General features: G+C 62.5%; 14 protein-coding genes. 9 read left to right on the top strand and 5 right to left on the bottom strand.

Translation table 11 applies throughout. The annotated features are described in order from the left end of the window. Positions 1 to 965: 965 nt before the first annotated feature. Positions 966 to 2,372, top strand: a complete 1,407-nt coding sequence (locus B5F40_RS12310; RefSeq protein ID WP_239443044.1) for a DHA2 family efflux MFS transporter permease subunit — start codon at positions 966 to 968, stop codon at positions 2,370 to 2,372. A 177-nt stretch (positions 2,373 to 2,549) separates the two neighbouring features. On the opposite strand, the gene B5F40_RS12305 is transcribed toward B5F40_RS12310, so the two are convergent. Genes B5F40_RS12305 through nrfD form a run of 3 tightly spaced genes read right to left on the bottom strand, consistent with a single transcriptional unit; the run spans position 2,550 to position 5,107 of the window. Continuing rightward, positions 2,550 to 3,491, bottom strand: a complete 942-nt coding sequence (locus B5F40_RS12305; RefSeq protein WP_239443043.1) for a slipin family protein — start codon at positions 3,489 to 3,491, stop codon at positions 2,550 to 2,552. A gap of 25 nt (positions 3,492 to 3,516) precedes the next feature. Then, on the bottom strand, positions 3,517 to 3,969 hold the full coding sequence (locus B5F40_RS12300) for a GntR family transcriptional regulator (RefSeq protein WP_087194578.1): 453 nt from the start codon (positions 3,967 to 3,969) through the stop codon (positions 3,517 to 3,519). A 19-nt stretch (positions 3,970 to 3,988) separates the two neighbouring features. After that, the gene (gene nrfD / locus B5F40_RS12295; RefSeq protein ID WP_087194577.1) at positions 3,989 to 5,107 is read right to left on the bottom strand and encodes an NrfD/PsrC family molybdoenzyme membrane anchor subunit; all 1,119 of its coding nucleotides are present in this window, start codon (positions 5,105 to 5,107) and stop codon (positions 3,989 to 3,991) included. Between the two features lie 162 nt (positions 5,108 to 5,269). Here nrfD and B5F40_RS16000 point away from each other — a divergent pair, with 162 nt between their 5' ends. From B5F40_RS16000 to B5F40_RS12275, 5 genes are all read left to right on the top strand, one after another. Further along, positions 5,270 to 6,124 carry a dimethyl sulfoxide reductase anchor subunit gene (locus B5F40_RS16000; RefSeq protein ID WP_140396501.1) on the top strand — a complete coding sequence of 285 codons (855 nt, stop codon included), beginning with the start codon at positions 5,270 to 5,272 and terminating at the stop codon, positions 6,122 to 6,124. A gap of 20 nt (positions 6,125 to 6,144) precedes the next feature. After that, positions 6,145 to 8,634: a molybdopterin-containing oxidoreductase family protein gene (locus B5F40_RS12290; RefSeq protein WP_162610972.1), complete on the top strand. Its 2,490-nt coding sequence runs from the start codon at positions 6,145 to 6,147 to the stop codon at positions 8,632 to 8,634. 13 nt (positions 8,635 to 8,647) lie between these two features. Next, positions 8,648 to 9,310, top strand: a complete 663-nt coding sequence (locus B5F40_RS12285; RefSeq protein ID WP_087194575.1) for a 4Fe-4S dicluster domain-containing protein — start codon at positions 8,648 to 8,650, stop codon at positions 9,308 to 9,310. 30 nt (positions 9,311 to 9,340) lie between these two features. Then, the gene (locus B5F40_RS12280; protein WP_087194574.1) at positions 9,341 to 10,090 is read left to right on the top strand and encodes a TorD/DmsD family molecular chaperone; all 750 of its coding nucleotides are present in this window, start codon (positions 9,341 to 9,343) and stop codon (positions 10,088 to 10,090) included. A gap of 130 nt (positions 10,091 to 10,220) precedes the next feature. Beyond that, entirely contained in the window at positions 10,221 to 10,922 is a 702-nt protein-coding gene (locus B5F40_RS12275) for a ferric reductase-like transmembrane domain-containing protein (protein ID WP_087194573.1), read from the top strand. 212 nt (positions 10,923 to 11,134) lie between these two features. Here the strand turns inward: B5F40_RS12275 and B5F40_RS12270 are convergent, their stop codons facing one another. Further along, positions 11,135 to 12,433, bottom strand: a complete 1,299-nt coding sequence (locus B5F40_RS12270) for a lipase family protein (RefSeq protein ID WP_239443042.1) — start codon at positions 12,431 to 12,433, stop codon at positions 11,135 to 11,137. A gap of 187 nt (positions 12,434 to 12,620) precedes the next feature. Then, a complete protein-coding gene (locus B5F40_RS12265) occupies positions 12,621 to 13,487 on the bottom strand; it encodes an alpha/beta hydrolase (protein ID WP_239443041.1) in 867 nt (288 codons plus the stop codon). Between the two features lie 201 nt (positions 13,488 to 13,688). Between B5F40_RS12265 and B5F40_RS12260 the strand changes: the two genes are divergently transcribed. The 3 genes from B5F40_RS12260 (at position 13,689) to metG (ending at position 16,426) form a co-directional block, all read left to right on the top strand. Next, positions 13,689 to 14,003, top strand: coding sequence for a DUF6442 family protein (locus tag B5F40_RS12260; RefSeq protein ID WP_087194572.1), 315 nt, complete (start codon positions 13,689 to 13,691; stop codon positions 14,001 to 14,003). Positions 14,004 to 14,011: 8 nt separating this feature from the next. After that, positions 14,012 to 14,263: a helix-turn-helix transcriptional regulator gene (locus B5F40_RS12255; protein ID WP_087194571.1), complete on the top strand. Its 252-nt coding sequence runs from the start codon at positions 14,012 to 14,014 to the stop codon at positions 14,261 to 14,263. Positions 14,264 to 14,836: 573 nt separating this feature from the next. After that, positions 14,837 to 16,426 carry a methionine--tRNA ligase gene (gene metG / locus B5F40_RS12245; RefSeq protein WP_087194569.1) on the top strand — a complete coding sequence of 530 codons (1,590 nt, stop codon included), beginning with the start codon at positions 14,837 to 14,839 and terminating at the stop codon, positions 16,424 to 16,426. Positions 16,427 to 16,535: the final 109 nt, after the last annotated feature.

Here is a 16,535-nt window from a genome sequence, read left to right as displayed (position 1 = left end):
GGGGGGGTGCGCATGAGCCCTTTCCCGTCGTTGCGACAATCTGGGTTTGATGATCGGCTCTTCGTTTCTGAATTCCCTTATTCGACCGTCCGGGGCTTGATTCTCGGAGATATTCTCCAGGTGTCTCTCTTTTTGCTGCATTTAGAGCGCCGTCCTTCATGAACCGTGCTGATTGGTAAACGATAGACGAGAGGCGAGGACGTGCGTCAAAGGTTGTTTTACGTCGCACCCCTCTCGAACTGGCACGGATCGCGCCTTGTGCATAGGTTCCGGCGCGCTTTCGCTCGCTTTTCTCAGGGTTTTCCCAGATGGCAACTTTTTCAAACTGTCATGATGACGCCTTTCTGGGTGAAAATCTATGCACAAGGCGCGATCCGTGCCAGTTCGAGCGGTTTCCGCTGCCAAACCAAGATTGGTAGGGGTCGTGCCAGTCCGCCGCGCCAGTCCGCCGGGTTTTGGGGCTTTTGAATCCAGCGGAACGGACCTTTGTCTCGCTTGGTGGCAAGGGGTTCGATCTGGAATTCGAAGAGTGCCCGTTCTTGCAGGTTTTGGATTAACGGCGGAGGGCGTCGTCCCGCATCAAGGCTTCGACGTGGGTAAACCGAGCCTTCGGCGTAGATTGCGTTGAGCGGAAGAAGAGAATGGGCCGTTGGCGGTTTTGCGCGGGTCGCCTCGAGGCCAGGAGGCGGCGTGCGAATGCCGAGGGCTGGAAGAGGAGGGCGCGGTGGTGCGTGGGAGCAGGGATGCGCGGAACGTCGCGGTTCGGAGAGGGCGATCATGCGGCTGGTGCGTTGCGAAGTTGAAAAGCCCGAGCGCTGTGCCCGTTCGGACAAAAAGGAGCGTAGGCAGGTGGATTTGAGCGGCATGGTTGGCTTCGGTTGCACGTTCGCCAGTTCCAACGTGCCCGTTTGCCGCAAAACAGCGCACGGGTCCATCATGGTGTTACTATGGGAGCCATGCAACGTATGATCGAAGACACCGACCAAAGGCCCGACGGTCTGCCGAGGCGGCAGCGCTTCGTCGTGCTCGCCGTCATGATGTCCGGCACCACCGCCGCATGCATCTCGCAGAGCATGATGATCTCGGCGTTGCCCACCATCATGCACGAGTACGGCGTGAACGCCTCGCTCGGCCAGCTGCTCACTACGTCCTATATCTTCACGCTCGGTCTCATATCGGCGATGACGGCGTTTCTCGTTCACCGTGTGAACTCGAAAACCCTGTTCATCGCATCGATGCTGTGCTTTGTGACGGGATGCGCGGCGGCGCTTTTCGCACCGAACTATCCGCTTTTGCTTGCGTCGCGTTTGTTGCAGGCTGGTGGCGCGGGCATCGCGTTGCCGCTCATCCAAGTGGTGGCCTTGTCGGTGTACCCCAAAAGCGAGTACGGGCGCGCGATGGGCCTCGTGGGGCTCATCATTGGCTTCGCGCCGGCCATCGGGCCCACCGTATCCGGCTTTCTCATCGATTTCTGGGGGTGGCGTTCGGTGTTCGTGGTGCTGGGCATCATCACCATGGTGGTGATCGCGCTTGCGTTGCCCCTGCTTACCGATGTGGTGAAGCGTCCAGACGAACCCGAGCGCTTCGATGTTCCCTCCGGCTTGCTGTACACGTTGGGATTTTGCGCCGTCATGGCGGGCGTGACGCTGGCCGAGGCGGGAGAGGGCTTCGCGCTCGCGGCTGCGGCGGCATTCGTTGCCGGCGCAACGGCGCTTGCAGTGTTCGCACGCCGCCAGCTCCGCATCGAGAATCCATTGCTTAAGTTGGCGTGCTTTCGCAGCCGTACGTTCACGGTCTCAACGGTGCTGGTGCTGGCGGCCCAGGTGGCGTTCATGGCCGGCTCCATCATGGTGCCGCTATTCGTGCAGGATGTCCAAGGCGACAGCGCCGCCGTGTCGGGGCTGACCATCTTGCCGGGCGCCGTGCTGCTCGGAATGCTCAATCCCGTCACGGGAAGGATGCTCGATCGCCGCGGGCCGCGTCCGCTCATCGTGGTCGGTTGCGCGGTGTTGGTGGCGGGGACGCTTGCGTTCTGCCTGCTCGACGCGAATACGCCCGAGTGGGTGGTGACGGTTCTCTACGGCGTGCGCACGGTGGGGGTGGCGTGTCTCATGATGCCGCTGACCGCCCATGCCTGCGCTGCGCTTCCCACCGCCGATATCGCTCAGGGCACAGCCATCATCACATCGTTTCGCCAGATATTCGGCTCCATTGCCTCATCGGCCCTCATCGCTGTCATGGCGAGCGCCTCCGGCAACCCTCTTGGCATCGACGCGTTCGGCTTTGGCGTGAGCTTCGCGGTTCAAGCTGCTCTTATCGTGGTCGGCTTCGTCGTCGGCATGGCGCTGCTTCCGCGTACGGCGAAGGGGTGAGGGCGGCGCTTTTCGCCATGTGGCTCGTCGTCATGGCCGCTCTTCGTGCCCTCTTTTCGCGTCTGGCGTCCGCGCATTCGCTCCCCCGCGAACGCACCACCATGCCTGCGCGTGGTTCTCGCCCGCGCCCGTCCTGGCCGCGGCTCATCTGCCATCCGAGGCTCCGCCGCCTTTCCGCTACTCCTTGGCCGGCTTTTCGCGCTTGAAGCCCTCGGAATAGGCGCTGGGTATCACGAGCGTGCCGCTCGACTCCTTCACGCCTTCGCTCAGAAGGTGCATCGAGCGCAGCTCGAAGGCCATCTCGTCCTTGCGGTACACCTCGGTGGCCTCCAGCAGCATGGCGGCCACGTCCTTCTCCACTTCGGCCAGAACGATGCGCGCGTCTTTCTCGCGCTCGGCTTTCGCGGCGGCGGCCATGTCGCGTTGCAGCTCCTTGGGGATCACGATGTCGCGAATCTCCACCGATATCACCGATACGCCCCAGGTGCTGGCCTTCTCCTCGATTTTGTCGCGCAACTCTTGATCCAGCTTATCGCGGTGCACGGTCACATCCGAGATGCTCTTGCGGCCGATGGCGTCTCGCAGGGCGGTTTGGGCCGCCATGCTCACGGCGTCGTAGTAGTTCTCCACCTCCATGCACGCCTTCTCGGCATCCCACACCATCCAGAATACGGCGGCGTCCACGTTCACGGGCACGAGGTCGCTCGTGAGCGTCTCCTCGGCGCTGAAGCCGGTGAGCATGACGCGTTGGTCGGCGCGCAGGGCGATGTGCTCGACGAACGGTATCGTGAAATACAGGCCCGGCCCTGCCACGCGGTGGAACGATCCGAAGCGCAGGATGATGATGCGCTCCCATTGCGCGGCAATGCGCACGGTGAAGATAGCAAGGACCGCGACGGCGAACCCGATGCACAGCACCCAGATGTTCATATCGCCGACGATGAGGAATCCCAGCGTCGTGACGACGAAAAATGTCAGCACGAACACGAATGCCGAGAACACGTTGGGGGCGTTGTCGTCCACGTGCCTAGTGCGCGGCGAGTTGAGCACCTCGATCTCCGGGCTGCGCGCAGAAGAGCCATTCGCCCCTGCGTTGCCCATCACCTCTCCACTTGCCATGACGTCGCGTCCTCCGTTCTTTCCGCTAAACGGTCGCATAGTCCCTCTTCTCCTCCTCGGCCTCGCGGGCTCTGCGTTCGAGGCTGTCCACGATCTCGGTCATCCGCTCGCGCACCTCGCGGTAGGCCATGCCCTTGGCCCGGTACTGTTCGATGCAGCTCTCCACGAGCGCGTCGATGGCGTCCTCCTCGGTGCTGCTTGCCGCCACGCTTTTCTGTACGAACATACCGCGGCCGCGCACCGACACGATGAATCCGGAGAGCTCCAGGTCGCGATACGCCTTCGCGACGGTGTTGTAGTTGATTTTCGCCTCGGCTGCCAAGCTGCGCACGCTGGGCAGCTGATCGCCCGCTTTGAAGCGCCCTGTGCGGATGAGGTACGCGATACGGTTGCGCAGCTGCGCCCAGATGGGCAGGTCGGACGTCTCGTCCACGCGGAATACGATGGCGTCGTTGCTGTCGTTGTCGAGTCTTTGCATGTCACCTTTCCTGTTGTCGTCAGATTCCCCCGCATGCGATCACGCAGTAGCGCAAGCACAGCCCGCCGAAAAGGCACAGGACGTCGGACACGGGGACGGCCCGGCATTCCTTGCGCGCGAGCGAATAGGTTTCCAGAAGGGCGGGCGCGACAAGCCCGCAGCCGAGCACGCCCACCGTCGCGGTGGCCAGCATGCCGGGGGAGAACAGGACGTCGAGCGAGCCTTGCGCGTTGGGATTTCCGAAGGCGACGCTCATGAAAAGGGTGATCGATGCGGCTTCGGTGGCAAGGCAGGCGAGGTGGCATTTCTGCAGTGGGCGCACAGCGCGCAAAAGCAGTGTTTGGTCCTTGATGAAGTAGTCTGCGAGCAGCAACAGCGAAATGCCACCCGATAGCGATGAGCAGGTGAACACAGCCGCGATGGTCCAGGTGTTCCAAAACGGCACTGCGAGGTTCCCCACGAGGAACACGCCTGTATAGGCCATCGTGGCGAGGGAGAAGGCGCAGCAGAGAATCTCGGCTGCGCGTTTCAGGCGACCCTGTGCGAAGGTGAGGCGAAAAAGGCTGCCCAGCACGAGCAGGAAACCAAGCGCCGTCTCGACGACGAGGCAAAATGCGCCGAACGTGATGACGGTGGCGTGCGGGTGCAAAAGCACGAGCAGCGCGCGCTCGGGGCGGCCGAGGTCCCATAGCAGCAGCGCGACGGCCAAGGCGAGCAGCAAGAGGCAGAGCGTGTACATGCGCGCCTGCAGCGAGGCGAACGCTTGCGTGCAGCGAAGGGAGATGCTGCTGGCGTTGCGGGCAGGGGCGGCGATGGCGTTGCCCGTTCGTCTGCGGTAGCCGTCCGCATCCGAGGGCGCCCGTCCGATCGCGGATGTTGAGCGCTCGAACGCAAGGCTCCATGCAGCCATTGCGAAAAAGCCGCCGGCTGCGATGCCTCCTAGGAACAAATAGGCTATGACCAAAGGTCCGTACACGCGCTCTCTTCCGTCCGCTTCTCCTGCATCTCCCGGCTCGTCCGGCTCGCCTGGCTTGTCCGGCTCGTTCGCTTCGCCTGGTTCGTTCGGCTCACCCGGCTCGTCCGTCTCTCCCGCTTCGTTCGGCTCGTTCGTTTCACCCGTCGTTTTCCTCAGCTTCATTATCCTACAAAACCGGGCAAGGTGGAATACCCCTTGACTGAACTAGTGAATCATACTAGTATGACACTAACGAATGAGAAGGGGACTCGCTCGGCGTATCCTAGGCAACCGCCCGCACCGCTTCCCATTCAGGGACGAGATACGCAGAGAAAGGGGGAGAACGTGATTTCGGAGTTTCCGTTGTTCGTTTTCACGACGCTCGCCGGCCTGTCTGCCGGAGCCTACGTTGCAAACGCGGCGTTTTCCGTGAGCGGGTGCGGGGGCATGCACGGCGCGTCTGCCGGCGAAGCGGGCGGCTTTGGCGGGTCCGATGGGGCTGCCGAGGCCGCGAGGACGGGCGAAGGCGGCGCGTCTGCCGTGCGTCCGTGGCTGCTTCCGCTGACGTGCTTGGCGCTGCTGGCGGTGGGGCTTGTGTTTTTGCCGCTCCATCTGGGGCATCCCGAGCGCATGCTCATCGCGCTCACGCAACCCGGAGCCATGATCGCGCAGGAGGCGTACTGGTCGGCGGCGTTGGGCGTCGTGCTGCTTGTCGACCTCGTTTTGGCGAAGGCGAAGGGCCCCGCGCCGTGCGCGCTGCGCATCGTGGGGGCCGTGGCTGCGCTGGGGCTCATGTTCGTGATGGCGAACGCCTACTTCGTGTCCGCGGGCATTCCCGCATGGGCGTCGTGGCAGACGTTTCCGCTGTACTTCTTCGGCAACCTGGCGATGGGCGCGGCGCTTGTGGCCGTGTTCGAGAACGGCTTGATGGGGAAAGGCGGCTTCTTCGTGGCGCTCGTGGCGCTGGCCGCGCTCGCCCTTGTGGCGTTTGCGCTGGAGGCCGTGCATTTCGCCGGAGTGGGTGCCGACATGGCGCTGTTCGTGATCGCCGCCGCGCTTGCTGCGGTTGCCATCGTGTTGGTGTATCTGACGAAGCAGGGCAAGCTGGTTTTGCGTGCTGGCGCGTGGGCGACGTTCGCGTGCCTGCTGGCCGCCGTAGCCTGCGCCCGTTACTGCTTCTACGCAGCATGCGTGCTGTAAGGCGAAGGAAGGGGGAGAGTATGACTACTGCTCAATCGACCGGCTCTCGCAGCTCGGGTTTCACGCGCCGCTCGTTCATCAAAGGGGCTGCGGCGCTGACGGCGGCAGGGGCGTTGACGGGATGCTCGGCACAGACGGATGCGCTGGTGGAGAGTTCGTCCGAACCTCCAAAAGCCGGAGCGGAGGAACTGTTCGCTGGCGTGTGTCGCGGCAACTGCGGGGGAGGATGTTTCCTGAACGTGCATGTGCGCGATGGCCAAGTCGTTCGCACGTCGGCGCGCGACCTTCCGAACGCAGAATACAATCGTATCTGTCCTCGTGGTCTTACGCATGTGGGGCGCATCTACAGTGCTGATCGCGTGCTGTATCCAATGAAGCGCGTAGGAGAGCGCGGATCGGGGGAGTTTGAGCGCATCACTTGGGATGAAGCCCTAGATACCATCGCGGAGAAATGGAAGGGCTATCGCGAGCAATACGGCAATCAGTCTATTATGTTTTTCTATGGGTCGGGCAATTACTCTCTTTTGAGCGGCAGTTGCAATGCGGTTGGCGCGTTTGTGAGGTTCGAGAACATCCTCGGTTGTACCGATGGTAGCCTCGACGTCGATGTGGGGACCGGTTACGGTGCCACTCGCGCTCATGGAGGTGCCGATCTAGCCAATGAACTCACTGATCGAAAAAATGCGAAAACCCAGGTTCTATGGGGGAATAATCCGGCCATCTCGCTGCCGCATACGCTCCATTTCATGATGGAAGCCAAGGAAAGCGGCACGCGTTTGGTCGTTATCGACCCGGTTTTCAACGCCAACGCCGCAAAGGCCGATTGGTGGGTTCCCGTGAAGCCTGGAACAGACGGCGCGTTGGCACTTGGCGTTTTGAACGTGCTGTTTGAGAACGGTTGGATTGATGACGGTACGTTGCGCGGCAAGACGAACTGCGGCCTTCTTATAAAGGAAGATGGCATGTTCTTGCGTATGAGCGACTTGGGCGTTGAGCCGGTGGAGGGGGGTGTTGATCCCGTGACGGGCAAACCTAAGGTAGTCGACCTACCGGCGGTTTGGGATGAGGCGGCGGGCAAGGCCGTGCCCTTCAATGAGGCTTCTGCTCCGGTGCTTGAGGGCGTAGGAAATGTTGACGGCTTCAAGGTTCAGACTGTGTACGAGAACGCCATAAGTTACATCTCCCAATGGGCTCCGGAATCTGCTGCCGAGGTATGCGGTGTGTCGGCAGAAGATATTCGCGAACTGGCGCGTATTTATCATGAAGACGGACCGGTGACGACTGAGATTATGCAGGGTCTCAACCATTACCGCAACGCCCATTACACTGGATGGCCGGTGTATCTGGTTGCTCTTCTCACCGACAATTACGGCAAGCCCGGGGCGGCTATCGGCCAAAGTGAAGAGTATCTCCCTCAAATGCTGTATTCAAACATTGCCAAGGCATGTTTTCCAACCGATTCTGTCGGCAACGTGGCGCCGGGCGTGGCGGGGCATCTAGACACCACGGTGTTCTACGATGTGTTCTCCACGGGCACGTTCAAAGGCGAAGATTATGTGGTGAAAAGCGCTTATATACATTGCACGAATCCGATGGTCACCATGTGCAACCGCGATTACACGGAAAGTTGGATCAATGCGCTTGAATTTGTTGTAGTGGCCGATATGTGCATGACCGAGACGTGCAAATACGCGGACATTGTGCTACCTGCCGCGCATTGGTTCGAACAGAAGGATATAGGCTTTCTGTTCTCAAGCCATCCTTATCTGCTGCGGCAGGATAAATGCATTGAGCCGCTTGGCGAGGCGAAGCCTGATTTCGAGATATTCGGCGCCATTCTCGACAGGTTAGGCTTGGGTGAGTTCTGGTGTACGGGTGACGAGTACACCGACATCGTCTTGGATTCCGACTATTGGAAGGCGCTAGGCGTTTCGCGAGAGAGCATCGAAGAAAACGGAGCAGTGCGTATTTATCCCGAAGGTGACAAAATTGGTGGCCAAATGCTTCCGACCGAAACCGGTCGAATCCAACTGTATCAAGAGTCCGTGGCTCCCAACAACGTAGCTACGACTGATTTCGACATCATGTTGGAGCGCGGACTGTATTGGGAAACCCCCGTCTTCATAGGGGAGGATCGCGAGTATCGCCAGAAGTATCCTTACAGCGTGCTTTCCGAGCATATGCGTACCCATACGCACACTCAGTGGTGGGAGTGCGGTTATGTGCGAGAGTTTGAGCGCGAGCCTGTCGTTCGCATCAATCCTGACGATGCCGCTGAATTGGGAGTTTCCGAGGGCGATGCCGTGAAGCTGTCTAACGACTTTGGCTACGTGGTTATGAAGGTGGCCATCAGCGCTGGTCTGCCGCGCAAAATGGTCTCTTCGGGACGCAGCTGGCAAAAGGACGACTTCATTGAGGGACACTTTGCCAGCCTTTCTTCGAAGGACTACAGCCCTATGATCGCGAATCAGGCTTTCAACGACGTTGCGGTTATGATCGAGAAGATATAGGGGGTGATGTTGCATGACGCGTTACGGTATGGCGATCGACCTCAACCGCTGCTTTGGCTGCCAAGCGTGCGCTGCGGCGTGCAAGGTGGCGAACAATCTGCCGAAAGATTTGAACTACAACGTGGTATACACGAAACAAGATGAAGGATTCGACGACTTTGGGATGGCGGTGGCCAAAGGTTCGATTTCCAACGACTGCGCAGGCGGCACGCGTGAAAACCCTGTGCTGTGGTTTCTTCCTGTGCAATGCCAACACTGCGAGAATCCTTCATGCGTGAGCGTGTGTCCCACGGGCGCCACATACAAACGCGAAGATGGCATTGTGACGGTGGACGATTCGCGATGCATAGGGTGCCGCTCGTGCATCATGGCATGTCCTTACGAGGGCGTTCGCACGATGATCGAGAGCGAGCCGGAGTACTACCTCGACGTGGTGGTGGGCGAGGCGGATGCTCCGAAACATGTGGCGGGCACGGTTGAGAAATGCACGTTCTGCCACAATCTCATCGAGCGCGGCGAAGTGCCCGCCTGTATGCAGCTATGTCCGGGCCGAGCGCGCTACTGGGGCGATTTGGACGATCCTGAATCGGAGGTGAGCAGGGCCATCGAAGGGCGCGAATACGTGAAGCTGCGCGAGGATGCGGGTACGAATCCGAACGTGTTCTACCTGCAATAACGGCTTGCATACCGGGTGCGTTGGGAGGTGATGAAGGTGTGGGATCCCGTTGGCGAGGCCCTTCGCCGGGCGGTGGGCATGTCGGATATGGCGGCACTTCTGGCGGCGGCGTTTCGCTTTCCCGAAGACGGGAGGTTGGCCGACGCGTTGGTTGACGGGTCGTTTCTAGCCGACTGGGAGGCCAGCTTGGGCGACGCGCGCGGTGCGGCAGCCGTTGAGGACGAGCGGTTGATCGGGCGGTGCCGGGAGTTGTTCGAGGGCGCCGACCGCGAGGCGCTGCGGCGCGAGTACAGCTACTTGTTCCTCACGCCGGGCGTCGACGTTCCCGTGTGGCCCTACGAGAGCTGCTTTCTGCATCGGGCCTCCGTAGCTTCCGGCGCGCCTAGCTTATTTCGGACGCGCTGCGCGCTCGATGTGGAGCGGCAGATGGCGGAGGCGGGCGTGGCCTCCGCCTCCGCTCGCACCGAGCCGGTGGACAGCGTGTTTCTGGAATTCGAATTCTTGGCGTTTCTGCACGCGCGGCATGGCGAGGCGCTGCGACGAGAAGAGGGTTCGACAAATGCCGAGGGCGGTGCGCCCGACGATGCCGGTCCCGCCCTCTGGGCGCAGCGCATCGCGCTGTTCTCCAGGGAGCATGCGCTTGCATGGCTTCCGCGGTTCATGGACGAGGTGAGAGAGCGTGACCGTCTGGGCGCGTACCAGGCTTTCGCCTCGTTGGGGGTGCGTTATCTGGGCGAGTTGGAGGCCGATGCGTGCATGTTCGAGGCGGGGAAGGGCTAGGGAAGGCCTGGCGTCTCCTTCGCGCGCCCTCTGTTCCGCATTCGCATTCGGAGGAAAAGGGCGTGGTTGCTAGGTGAGAAGCGGCGGGAAGAATGCGGTAAGACATGAGATTATGGGAGGGTAGGGGCGCATGATGTTTCTTGCGGTGTTCGCATGCACGGCGGCGTCTGTGCTTGCTTTGAAACCGGTCATCGCGAAAGCGCCGGCGGCGTGGTACGCGCTGGCCGCCGTCCTGGTGGCGCTGTACTTGGCGGGTACGCAGGGGCTGTTGCCCGCCGTCGTGAAGGGTGCGGTGTTCCTTCTTTTGCAGAAGGGCATGCTGGCGGTCGCCCTGTTCGCTGTGGTGATGTTCGTCGGCGTGTTCTCCCGCGAATCGAGGGTGCGGCGCCATCTCGCTCCCATTCGCGCGGAACTGTCCATCATCGCGTGCATCCTGATATGCGGCCATATCGTCGCATACGGGATGTCGTATGCGACGCGTGTGCTGGGGGCGCGGGCGCTCGATCCGTTCGTTGCTGCAGGGTTGGCTGTGGGCGTGGCGCTTGTCGTGCTGCTGGCGGTGTTGGGCGTGACGTCGCTTGCGTGCGTAAAGGCACGCATGTCGAAGCGGCGGTGGAGGAGGGTGCAGAAGTGGGCCTATGCGTTCTTCGCGCTCACCTATGCGCACAGTGCGGCGATGCTGCTTCCCAGCGCGATCGACGGTGGCGTGGTGGCCGTGCAGGGTGTGGCGGCGTACACGGCGGTGTTCGGCGCGTACGCCGTCGCGCGTGTGGCGCGTGCGGTGATCGATGGAAAACGATTGCCGCACGAGGTCGGTCGAAAGCGTCTCTGACGCTCGCACCGACGTCTCTGTTAACCAAGGTCGATAGAGGCCAAGTCGGCCCGCCGAGTGAGGCCCCCGCCGGTTCGGCGCGACGCCCGTGCCGAACCGGGATCGACGCGGTTTGCGCCCTCCCGATATCGAACCCCATCAGGATAAGCTCGGCTCGAGGCTCGGCGAACGCGGGGTTCGTGTCAATCCCGGTTTAGCAGAGGGGCATCCGCTCACGCGAAAGAGAGCGCGTCCTCGTCGATGGCCTGCATCCAGGCGATGTAGGTGTCGGGGCAATGCGACAGAAACGCCGAGTTGGCATCGACGGCGACGAGTTGTTGCAGCGCCGAGAACGCGCCCGTCGGGCTCAAGAGGCTGTCGGGTGTCGGCAAGAGATTGGCGATCTTCGAGTCGAACGCGGCAAGCGAGCCAAGCGCATCGAGGTTGCACTGGTTAGTTTGGCCGGTGTTGCGTTCGTAAGCTTGCTGCATAGCGGGAAGCTCTGTCTCGAAGCAGGGGTCGCCGACGCTCGGCAGTTCGATTGTGGTGCCGTAGCGGGCGTATCCCCATGACGAGAGCGGGAGTTGCGGTACGATGTCGGAAGGATTCACGATGTTGAAGATACCCCTGTAGGCCGAGGCGTCGCAGGCCTTCGAACGGGTCGCGCCCGGTGCGGCGAACGTGTAGGCGTACACGCCGTCCTCGCGAGCGAGGGCGTTCGGCCCGTTTGCACGGTCGGCGAGCTCGGCGGCCAGCAGGTTCGCGATGGCGCCGCCGCGGCTGTGGCCTGTCGTCAGCACGCGGGTGCGCGAGGGGTCGGCTCCTATTTCGCGCAGATAGACGGCCAGCGCATCCGCCACCTCGCGTTCGGCGGCGCGGTATCCTTCGTGATCGGGGAGGCCGCTCGCTTCGAAGATGCTGAAGTTGCTGAGCCATTCCGTGCCGTATGAGCCCCGCACGCCTACGAATGCGAGCGTGTCTCCGTTTGGTAGGCTCTTCGCGGCGAACGTGTAGGCTGACATGTCGTTTGTCCCGTTCATAAGGGCCGCGACTTGATCAATCACAGTGCTGCGCAGTGCGTAGGATTCGGTGCGCACATGCTGAAACCCTAAGGCGGTCAGCGCGCGTTCGGCGTAAGGGGCTTCGGCTCCGTCGCTGCTGTAGAAGCGCGATTCGGAGTTGCACACCGCGCTGAGCACCGCGCACGCTGTGGCGATGCCATGGTTGTAGGAGCCGGCGTCTTCGGAGAACCAGGCATCGTCGAGTGCGAGGCGCGTGGAGGTGAGCCCTGCTGGGTTGTCGGGATCTCGCATAGCCGCGGCTTCGCTGCAGTATTCAACGTCCACGGATCTGCTCGTGCTGGTTGCGCATGCATAGGTCGCAGGCTGCGAGGTGGCGGCCGACGCCTGTGGGATGCTCACGAGGTTCATTGAGGCGGCCACGTAGCGCATTTGGATGGCGAACAGGCCCACGATCATGACGACCACAAGCGAGGCGGCGACCTTTGCGATCGAGCGAACTGGCTTCGTCACTCCGTGCTCCTTTGACGGACGTCCGATCCTGTGTGCATGCGCTCAGTATAAAGACGTTGGCGCGATGATCGACGGTCGTTACCGAATCGACACCAACCGTGCAATGATGAGACGATTGCAACCGGGTCGTTTCGCCTTCCCTCGCTCGCAAACCATCGCAGCTTTTTACCGTGCGCTGTTGGGAGCGTCAGGTTGCGCGCGATGCGATGTAGGAGTCTACGGCATCGATCGTTTGCTCGCGTTGCTCTTCGGCCGATATCGTGGCTGTGCCGTCGCCCTCCTGGGGGCCGTAGGCGCCGAAGCCCGCGTGGTTGCCGCCGACGATCTCGATCGTCCGCGCGCCCTCGGGCATGAGGGCGGCGCTGTCGGCGAGCTTCCCGCGGTTGAGCACCTGGTCCTCCGAGCCGTACACAACAAGGGCGCCCAGATCGCTGGCGGAAAGGTCGCTTGCGGTGTACGCGCCCAGCAGCACGAGGCCCGCGAGCGCGCCATCATCGGCGTGGTCGGCCGCGTACTGTGCCGCCATGGAGCCGCCGAGCGAATGCCCGCCGATCCACCACTCTCTCACCTGGGGGAACGTCTCGCGCACCTCGTCGGCCGCATTGATGCCGAAGAACGCGAAGTTGAAGGGCATCTCCACGACCACGGCCAGGTAGCCGCGCGCGGCCAAATCGCGCATGAGCGGGGCGTATGCGGTGTACTCGACCTTCGCGCCCGGGTAGAACACTAGGCCCGTCTCGGCCGCGTGGTCGCCGAACGCCAGGTAGTGCGCGCCTTGGGTCACGGGAAGCTGCGGGGTGGACACGAGGTTCTCGTGGGCGGCGTCCGCATCGCGGTAGTAGTCGCTCGCGTACACGAGGAACGCCGCCACCGCCAGCGCCGCCGCCACGACGAGCGCCACGAGCACGATAGCCACCCGCCGCGGCCAGCGCCGACGGGGCGCGGCGGCTCTGGCCGCGGCGGTGCCCGGCGGCGTGGCCGCCGAAACGTCGCTGCCGGTTTTCGCCTCGGTATCGGCCTTCGGCTCTTTGAGGTCGTTCCCTTGATGTTCCATGTCCTTGATGATAGCAGGTTATCGCCGCGCGTGCCTTTTCGGGTTCGCCCCCATGCCATGCCGTCGACGTACCGCACCCCTTGCGTTTCTCAGATGCGCCAAGTATACTTGTCGCATTGACAAGAAAACTTGTCAGTAACACGAACGAATGTTTCACGTGAAACATTCGGATGATCAGACTGGTGGCTCGGGAGGTACGGCATGGACAAAGAGGAGATCCTGGCGAAGAGCCGCGAGGACAACCGCGGTGCCGACGAGCGGTTTCGCATCCTGAACCAACGTCAAAGCGCGGTCATGGTCGGCGCCATGCTGGCCATGTGGCTGCTTCTGTTTCTTTGGGACGTGCTCCGCGGTTTGGACACCAGTCAGGGCGGCGCCATCATGCTCTCCGGCGTTGCCGCTATGGGCTTCTGGCAGTTTTACCAGTTCAGAATGAAGTTAAGTTTCGTCTGCGGCCTCTTGGCCGCGTTCGGAGCCGTGACGTTCGCGATCAAGTACCTCTTGGGAACGATGTAGGGCCGGCCATGATGAAGCTTCCTTCCCTCGGGATCGACGACATCCACGGCAACGACGGCGAGCTCGAGCTCAAGAACCGCCTGAAGGCTGCCCGCGCTGAAGCGGGCCTGTCGCAAATCGACCTTGCGCGCCTCGTGGGCGTGTCGCGCCAGACCATCTCGGCCATCGAAACAGGCCTGTTCAACCCCACCGCGAAGCTGGCGCTCGTCCTGTGCATCGCACTCGACAAGAAGTTTGAGGACCTGTTCTACTTCGACTAGCCGAATCGCCTTGACCCCCCGGCGGGTGCGCCGGGCCGTCGAACGCAATCGGGTCGAAGCGCTCGAACGCGGTGCTTTGCGTGCGCGCGAAGGTGTGCGGCGTCGTGGACGCCGGCTACGACAATGCCGCGGACGCGGTGCTTTGCGGGAGCGCGAAGGCGTGCCGGTGCCGAGGACGCTTCGAAGTGGCACGGATTGCGTCTTGTGTATGGATTTTCGGCCCGGGATTCGCCTTCCGCTGCGCTTCTTCCAGCAAAAAGCAGGTCGCGAAATGAGCGCTCGTGATTTCGCGGCTTTGACCTATGCATAAAATGCGATCTGTGACACTTCGGGGCCTTCTTGTTGTCGAGCTGGGAGCGGCACGGCTGCTTGTTCTCGCCCGCGCGTTCTCGCTCCGCCCGACTGGGGGCGCTCCGCGAACGCCCCTCCCCGCTCCTCGCGCTCGCTTTGCGCGCGGCTTGTGGCCTGGGTGCTCTGCGTGCGTGGTCGTGCTAAAATAGATAGGTTGCAAGCTTCGCACGCCGGCCGACCGGGCATCATTCGCTCTGCGGCCTCGAGAAAAGGAAAACTCGCATGTCAAAGGGAACCTACTCGTTCACCACGCCCATCTACTACGTCAACGCGGCCCCGCACCTGGGCACGGCGTACACCACCATCGCGGCCGACACCGTGGCGCGCTACCAGCGCATGAACGGCTACGACGTCGCGTTCGTCACGGGCATGGACGAGCACGGCCAGAAGGTGGCCGACACGGCCGCCGCCAAGGGCATGACCCCGCAGGACTGGTGCGACTCCATGGAGCCCGCGTTCCGCGACGCGTGGGACATGCTGGGCATCACCTACACCGACTTCGTGCGCACCACCGAGCCGCGCCACGCGAAGAGCGTGCAGAAGTTCTGGCAGGAGCTCTACGACAAGGGCTGGTGCTACAAGGGCAGCTACGAGGGTTGGTACTGCGTGCACGAGGAGACGTACTACGCCGAGAGCGACCTCGAGAAGAACGACGAGGGACAGCTCGTGTGCCCCGACTGCAAGCGCCCCGTGCAGAAGGCGGGCGGCGAGGAGAACTGGTTCTTCAAGCTGTCCGAGTTCGGCGACAAGCTGCTCGAGTTCTACGAGGAGAACCCCGACTTCATCCGCCCCGAGACGCGCAAGAACGAGATCGTGTCGTTCGTGAAGAGCGGCCTGAAGGACCTCTCCATCTCGCGCAGCACGTTCAACTGGGGCGTGCCGCTGCCGTTCGACGAGGGACATGTGGCCTACGTGTGGGCCGACGCGCTGCTGGCGTACCTCACCGGCATCGGCTACGGCGACGAGGGCGAGCGCGCCGGCGAGTTCGATGCCCGCTGGCCCATGCAGTACCACTTCGTGGGTAAGGACATCACGCGCTTCCACTGCGTCATCTGGCCGGCTATGCTCATGGCGGCCGGGATGCCCATCACGCACACGGTGTTCGGCCACGGCTTTCTGCTCACCAAGGGCGAGAAGATGTCGAAGTCGAAGGGCAACGCCCTCAAACCGGCCGACCTGTGCAAGGTGTTCGGCGTGGACGCGTACCGCTACTACTTCATGAGCGACGTGCAGTTCGGCGCCGACGGCTCCATCTCCCTGGAGCGCATGGTGCAGGTGTACAACGCCGACTTGGCGAACACCTGGGGCAACCTCTGCAGCCGTGTGTTCAACATGACGAAGAAGTACTTCGCAGGTCAGGTGCCGGAGGTGCCCGCCGAGGTGCTGGCAAAGGAGAACCCGCTGCGCGCGATCTCCGACGAGCTGTACGCCGAATACGACGCTGCGCTGGGCGCCGCCGATTTCACGCGTGCCGCCGCTGCGGTGCAGAAGCTGGCCGGTCGCGTGAACCTCTACGTGGAGGAGAGCGCGCCGTGGAACCTCGCGAAGAGCGAGGAAACCGCCGCTGATCTGGCCGAGGTCATCTACAACGCGCTCGAGGCCATCCGCATCATCGCACTGTACATGGCGCCGCTCATGCCGTTCACGTCGGCCGAGGTGTTCCGCCGCCTGTCGCTCGGCGACATCACGGCTGTGACCGACATCGAGGCCGCCACGGCTTGGGGCCAGCTGCCCGCCGGCAACGCCGTGGAGATCGGCGACCCCCTGTTCCCGCGCCTGGACACGGACGCCATCGACCTGAGCATGGAGTAGCTCCTCCTTCCGCGTGCCGCCTTGCGGCTGCGCGCGGAAGAGGCGTCGCGCGCGGGCATTCGGGGCGGTCGGCCTTCGCGGGATGCCGACGGCGACCGTTTGCCTTCGA

The organism is Gordonibacter sp. An230 (genome assembly GCF_002159915.1).
In the GTDB taxonomy this organism is placed as follows: Bacteria; Actinomycetota; Coriobacteriia; order Coriobacteriales; family Eggerthellaceae; genus Rubneribacter.
The sequence above is the reverse complement of the archived record's forward strand: the minus strand, read 5'-3'. Positions and strand labels throughout refer to the sequence as shown.

Coding starts and splice junctions, on each gene's coding strand:
- B5F40_RS12310 (WP_239443044.1), top strand. CDS start 966: ATGATCGAAGACACCGACCAAAGGCCCGACGGTCTGCCGAGGCGGCAG.
- B5F40_RS12305 (WP_239443043.1), bottom strand. CDS start 3,491: ATGGCAAGTGGAGAGGTGATGGGCAACGCAGGGGCGAATGGCTCTTCT.
- B5F40_RS12300 (WP_087194578.1), bottom strand. CDS start 3,969: ATGCAAAGACTCGACAACGACAGCAACGACGCCATCGTATTCCGCGTG.
- nrfD (WP_087194577.1), bottom strand. CDS start 5,107: ATGAAGCTGAGGAAAACGACGGGTGAAACGAACGAGCCGAACGAAGCG.
- B5F40_RS12290 (WP_162610972.1), top strand. CDS start 6,145: ATGACTACTGCTCAATCGACCGGCTCTCGCAGCTCGGGTTTCACGCGC.
- B5F40_RS12285 (WP_087194575.1), top strand. CDS start 8,648: ATGACGCGTTACGGTATGGCGATCGACCTCAACCGCTGCTTTGGCTGC.
- B5F40_RS12280 (WP_087194574.1), top strand. CDS start 9,341: ATGAAGGTGTGGGATCCCGTTGGCGAGGCCCTTCGCCGGGCGGTGGGC.
- B5F40_RS12275 (WP_087194573.1), top strand. CDS start 10,221: ATGATGTTTCTTGCGGTGTTCGCATGCACGGCGGCGTCTGTGCTTGCT.
- B5F40_RS12265 (WP_239443041.1), bottom strand. CDS start 13,487: ATGGAACATCAAGGGAACGACCTCAAAGAGCCGAAGGCCGATACCGAG.
- B5F40_RS12260 (WP_087194572.1), top strand. CDS start 13,689: ATGGACAAAGAGGAGATCCTGGCGAAGAGCCGCGAGGACAACCGCGGT.
- B5F40_RS12255 (WP_087194571.1), top strand. CDS start 14,012: ATGATGAAGCTTCCTTCCCTCGGGATCGACGACATCCACGGCAACGAC.
- metG (WP_087194569.1), top strand. CDS start 14,837: ATGTCAAAGGGAACCTACTCGTTCACCACGCCCATCTACTACGTCAAC.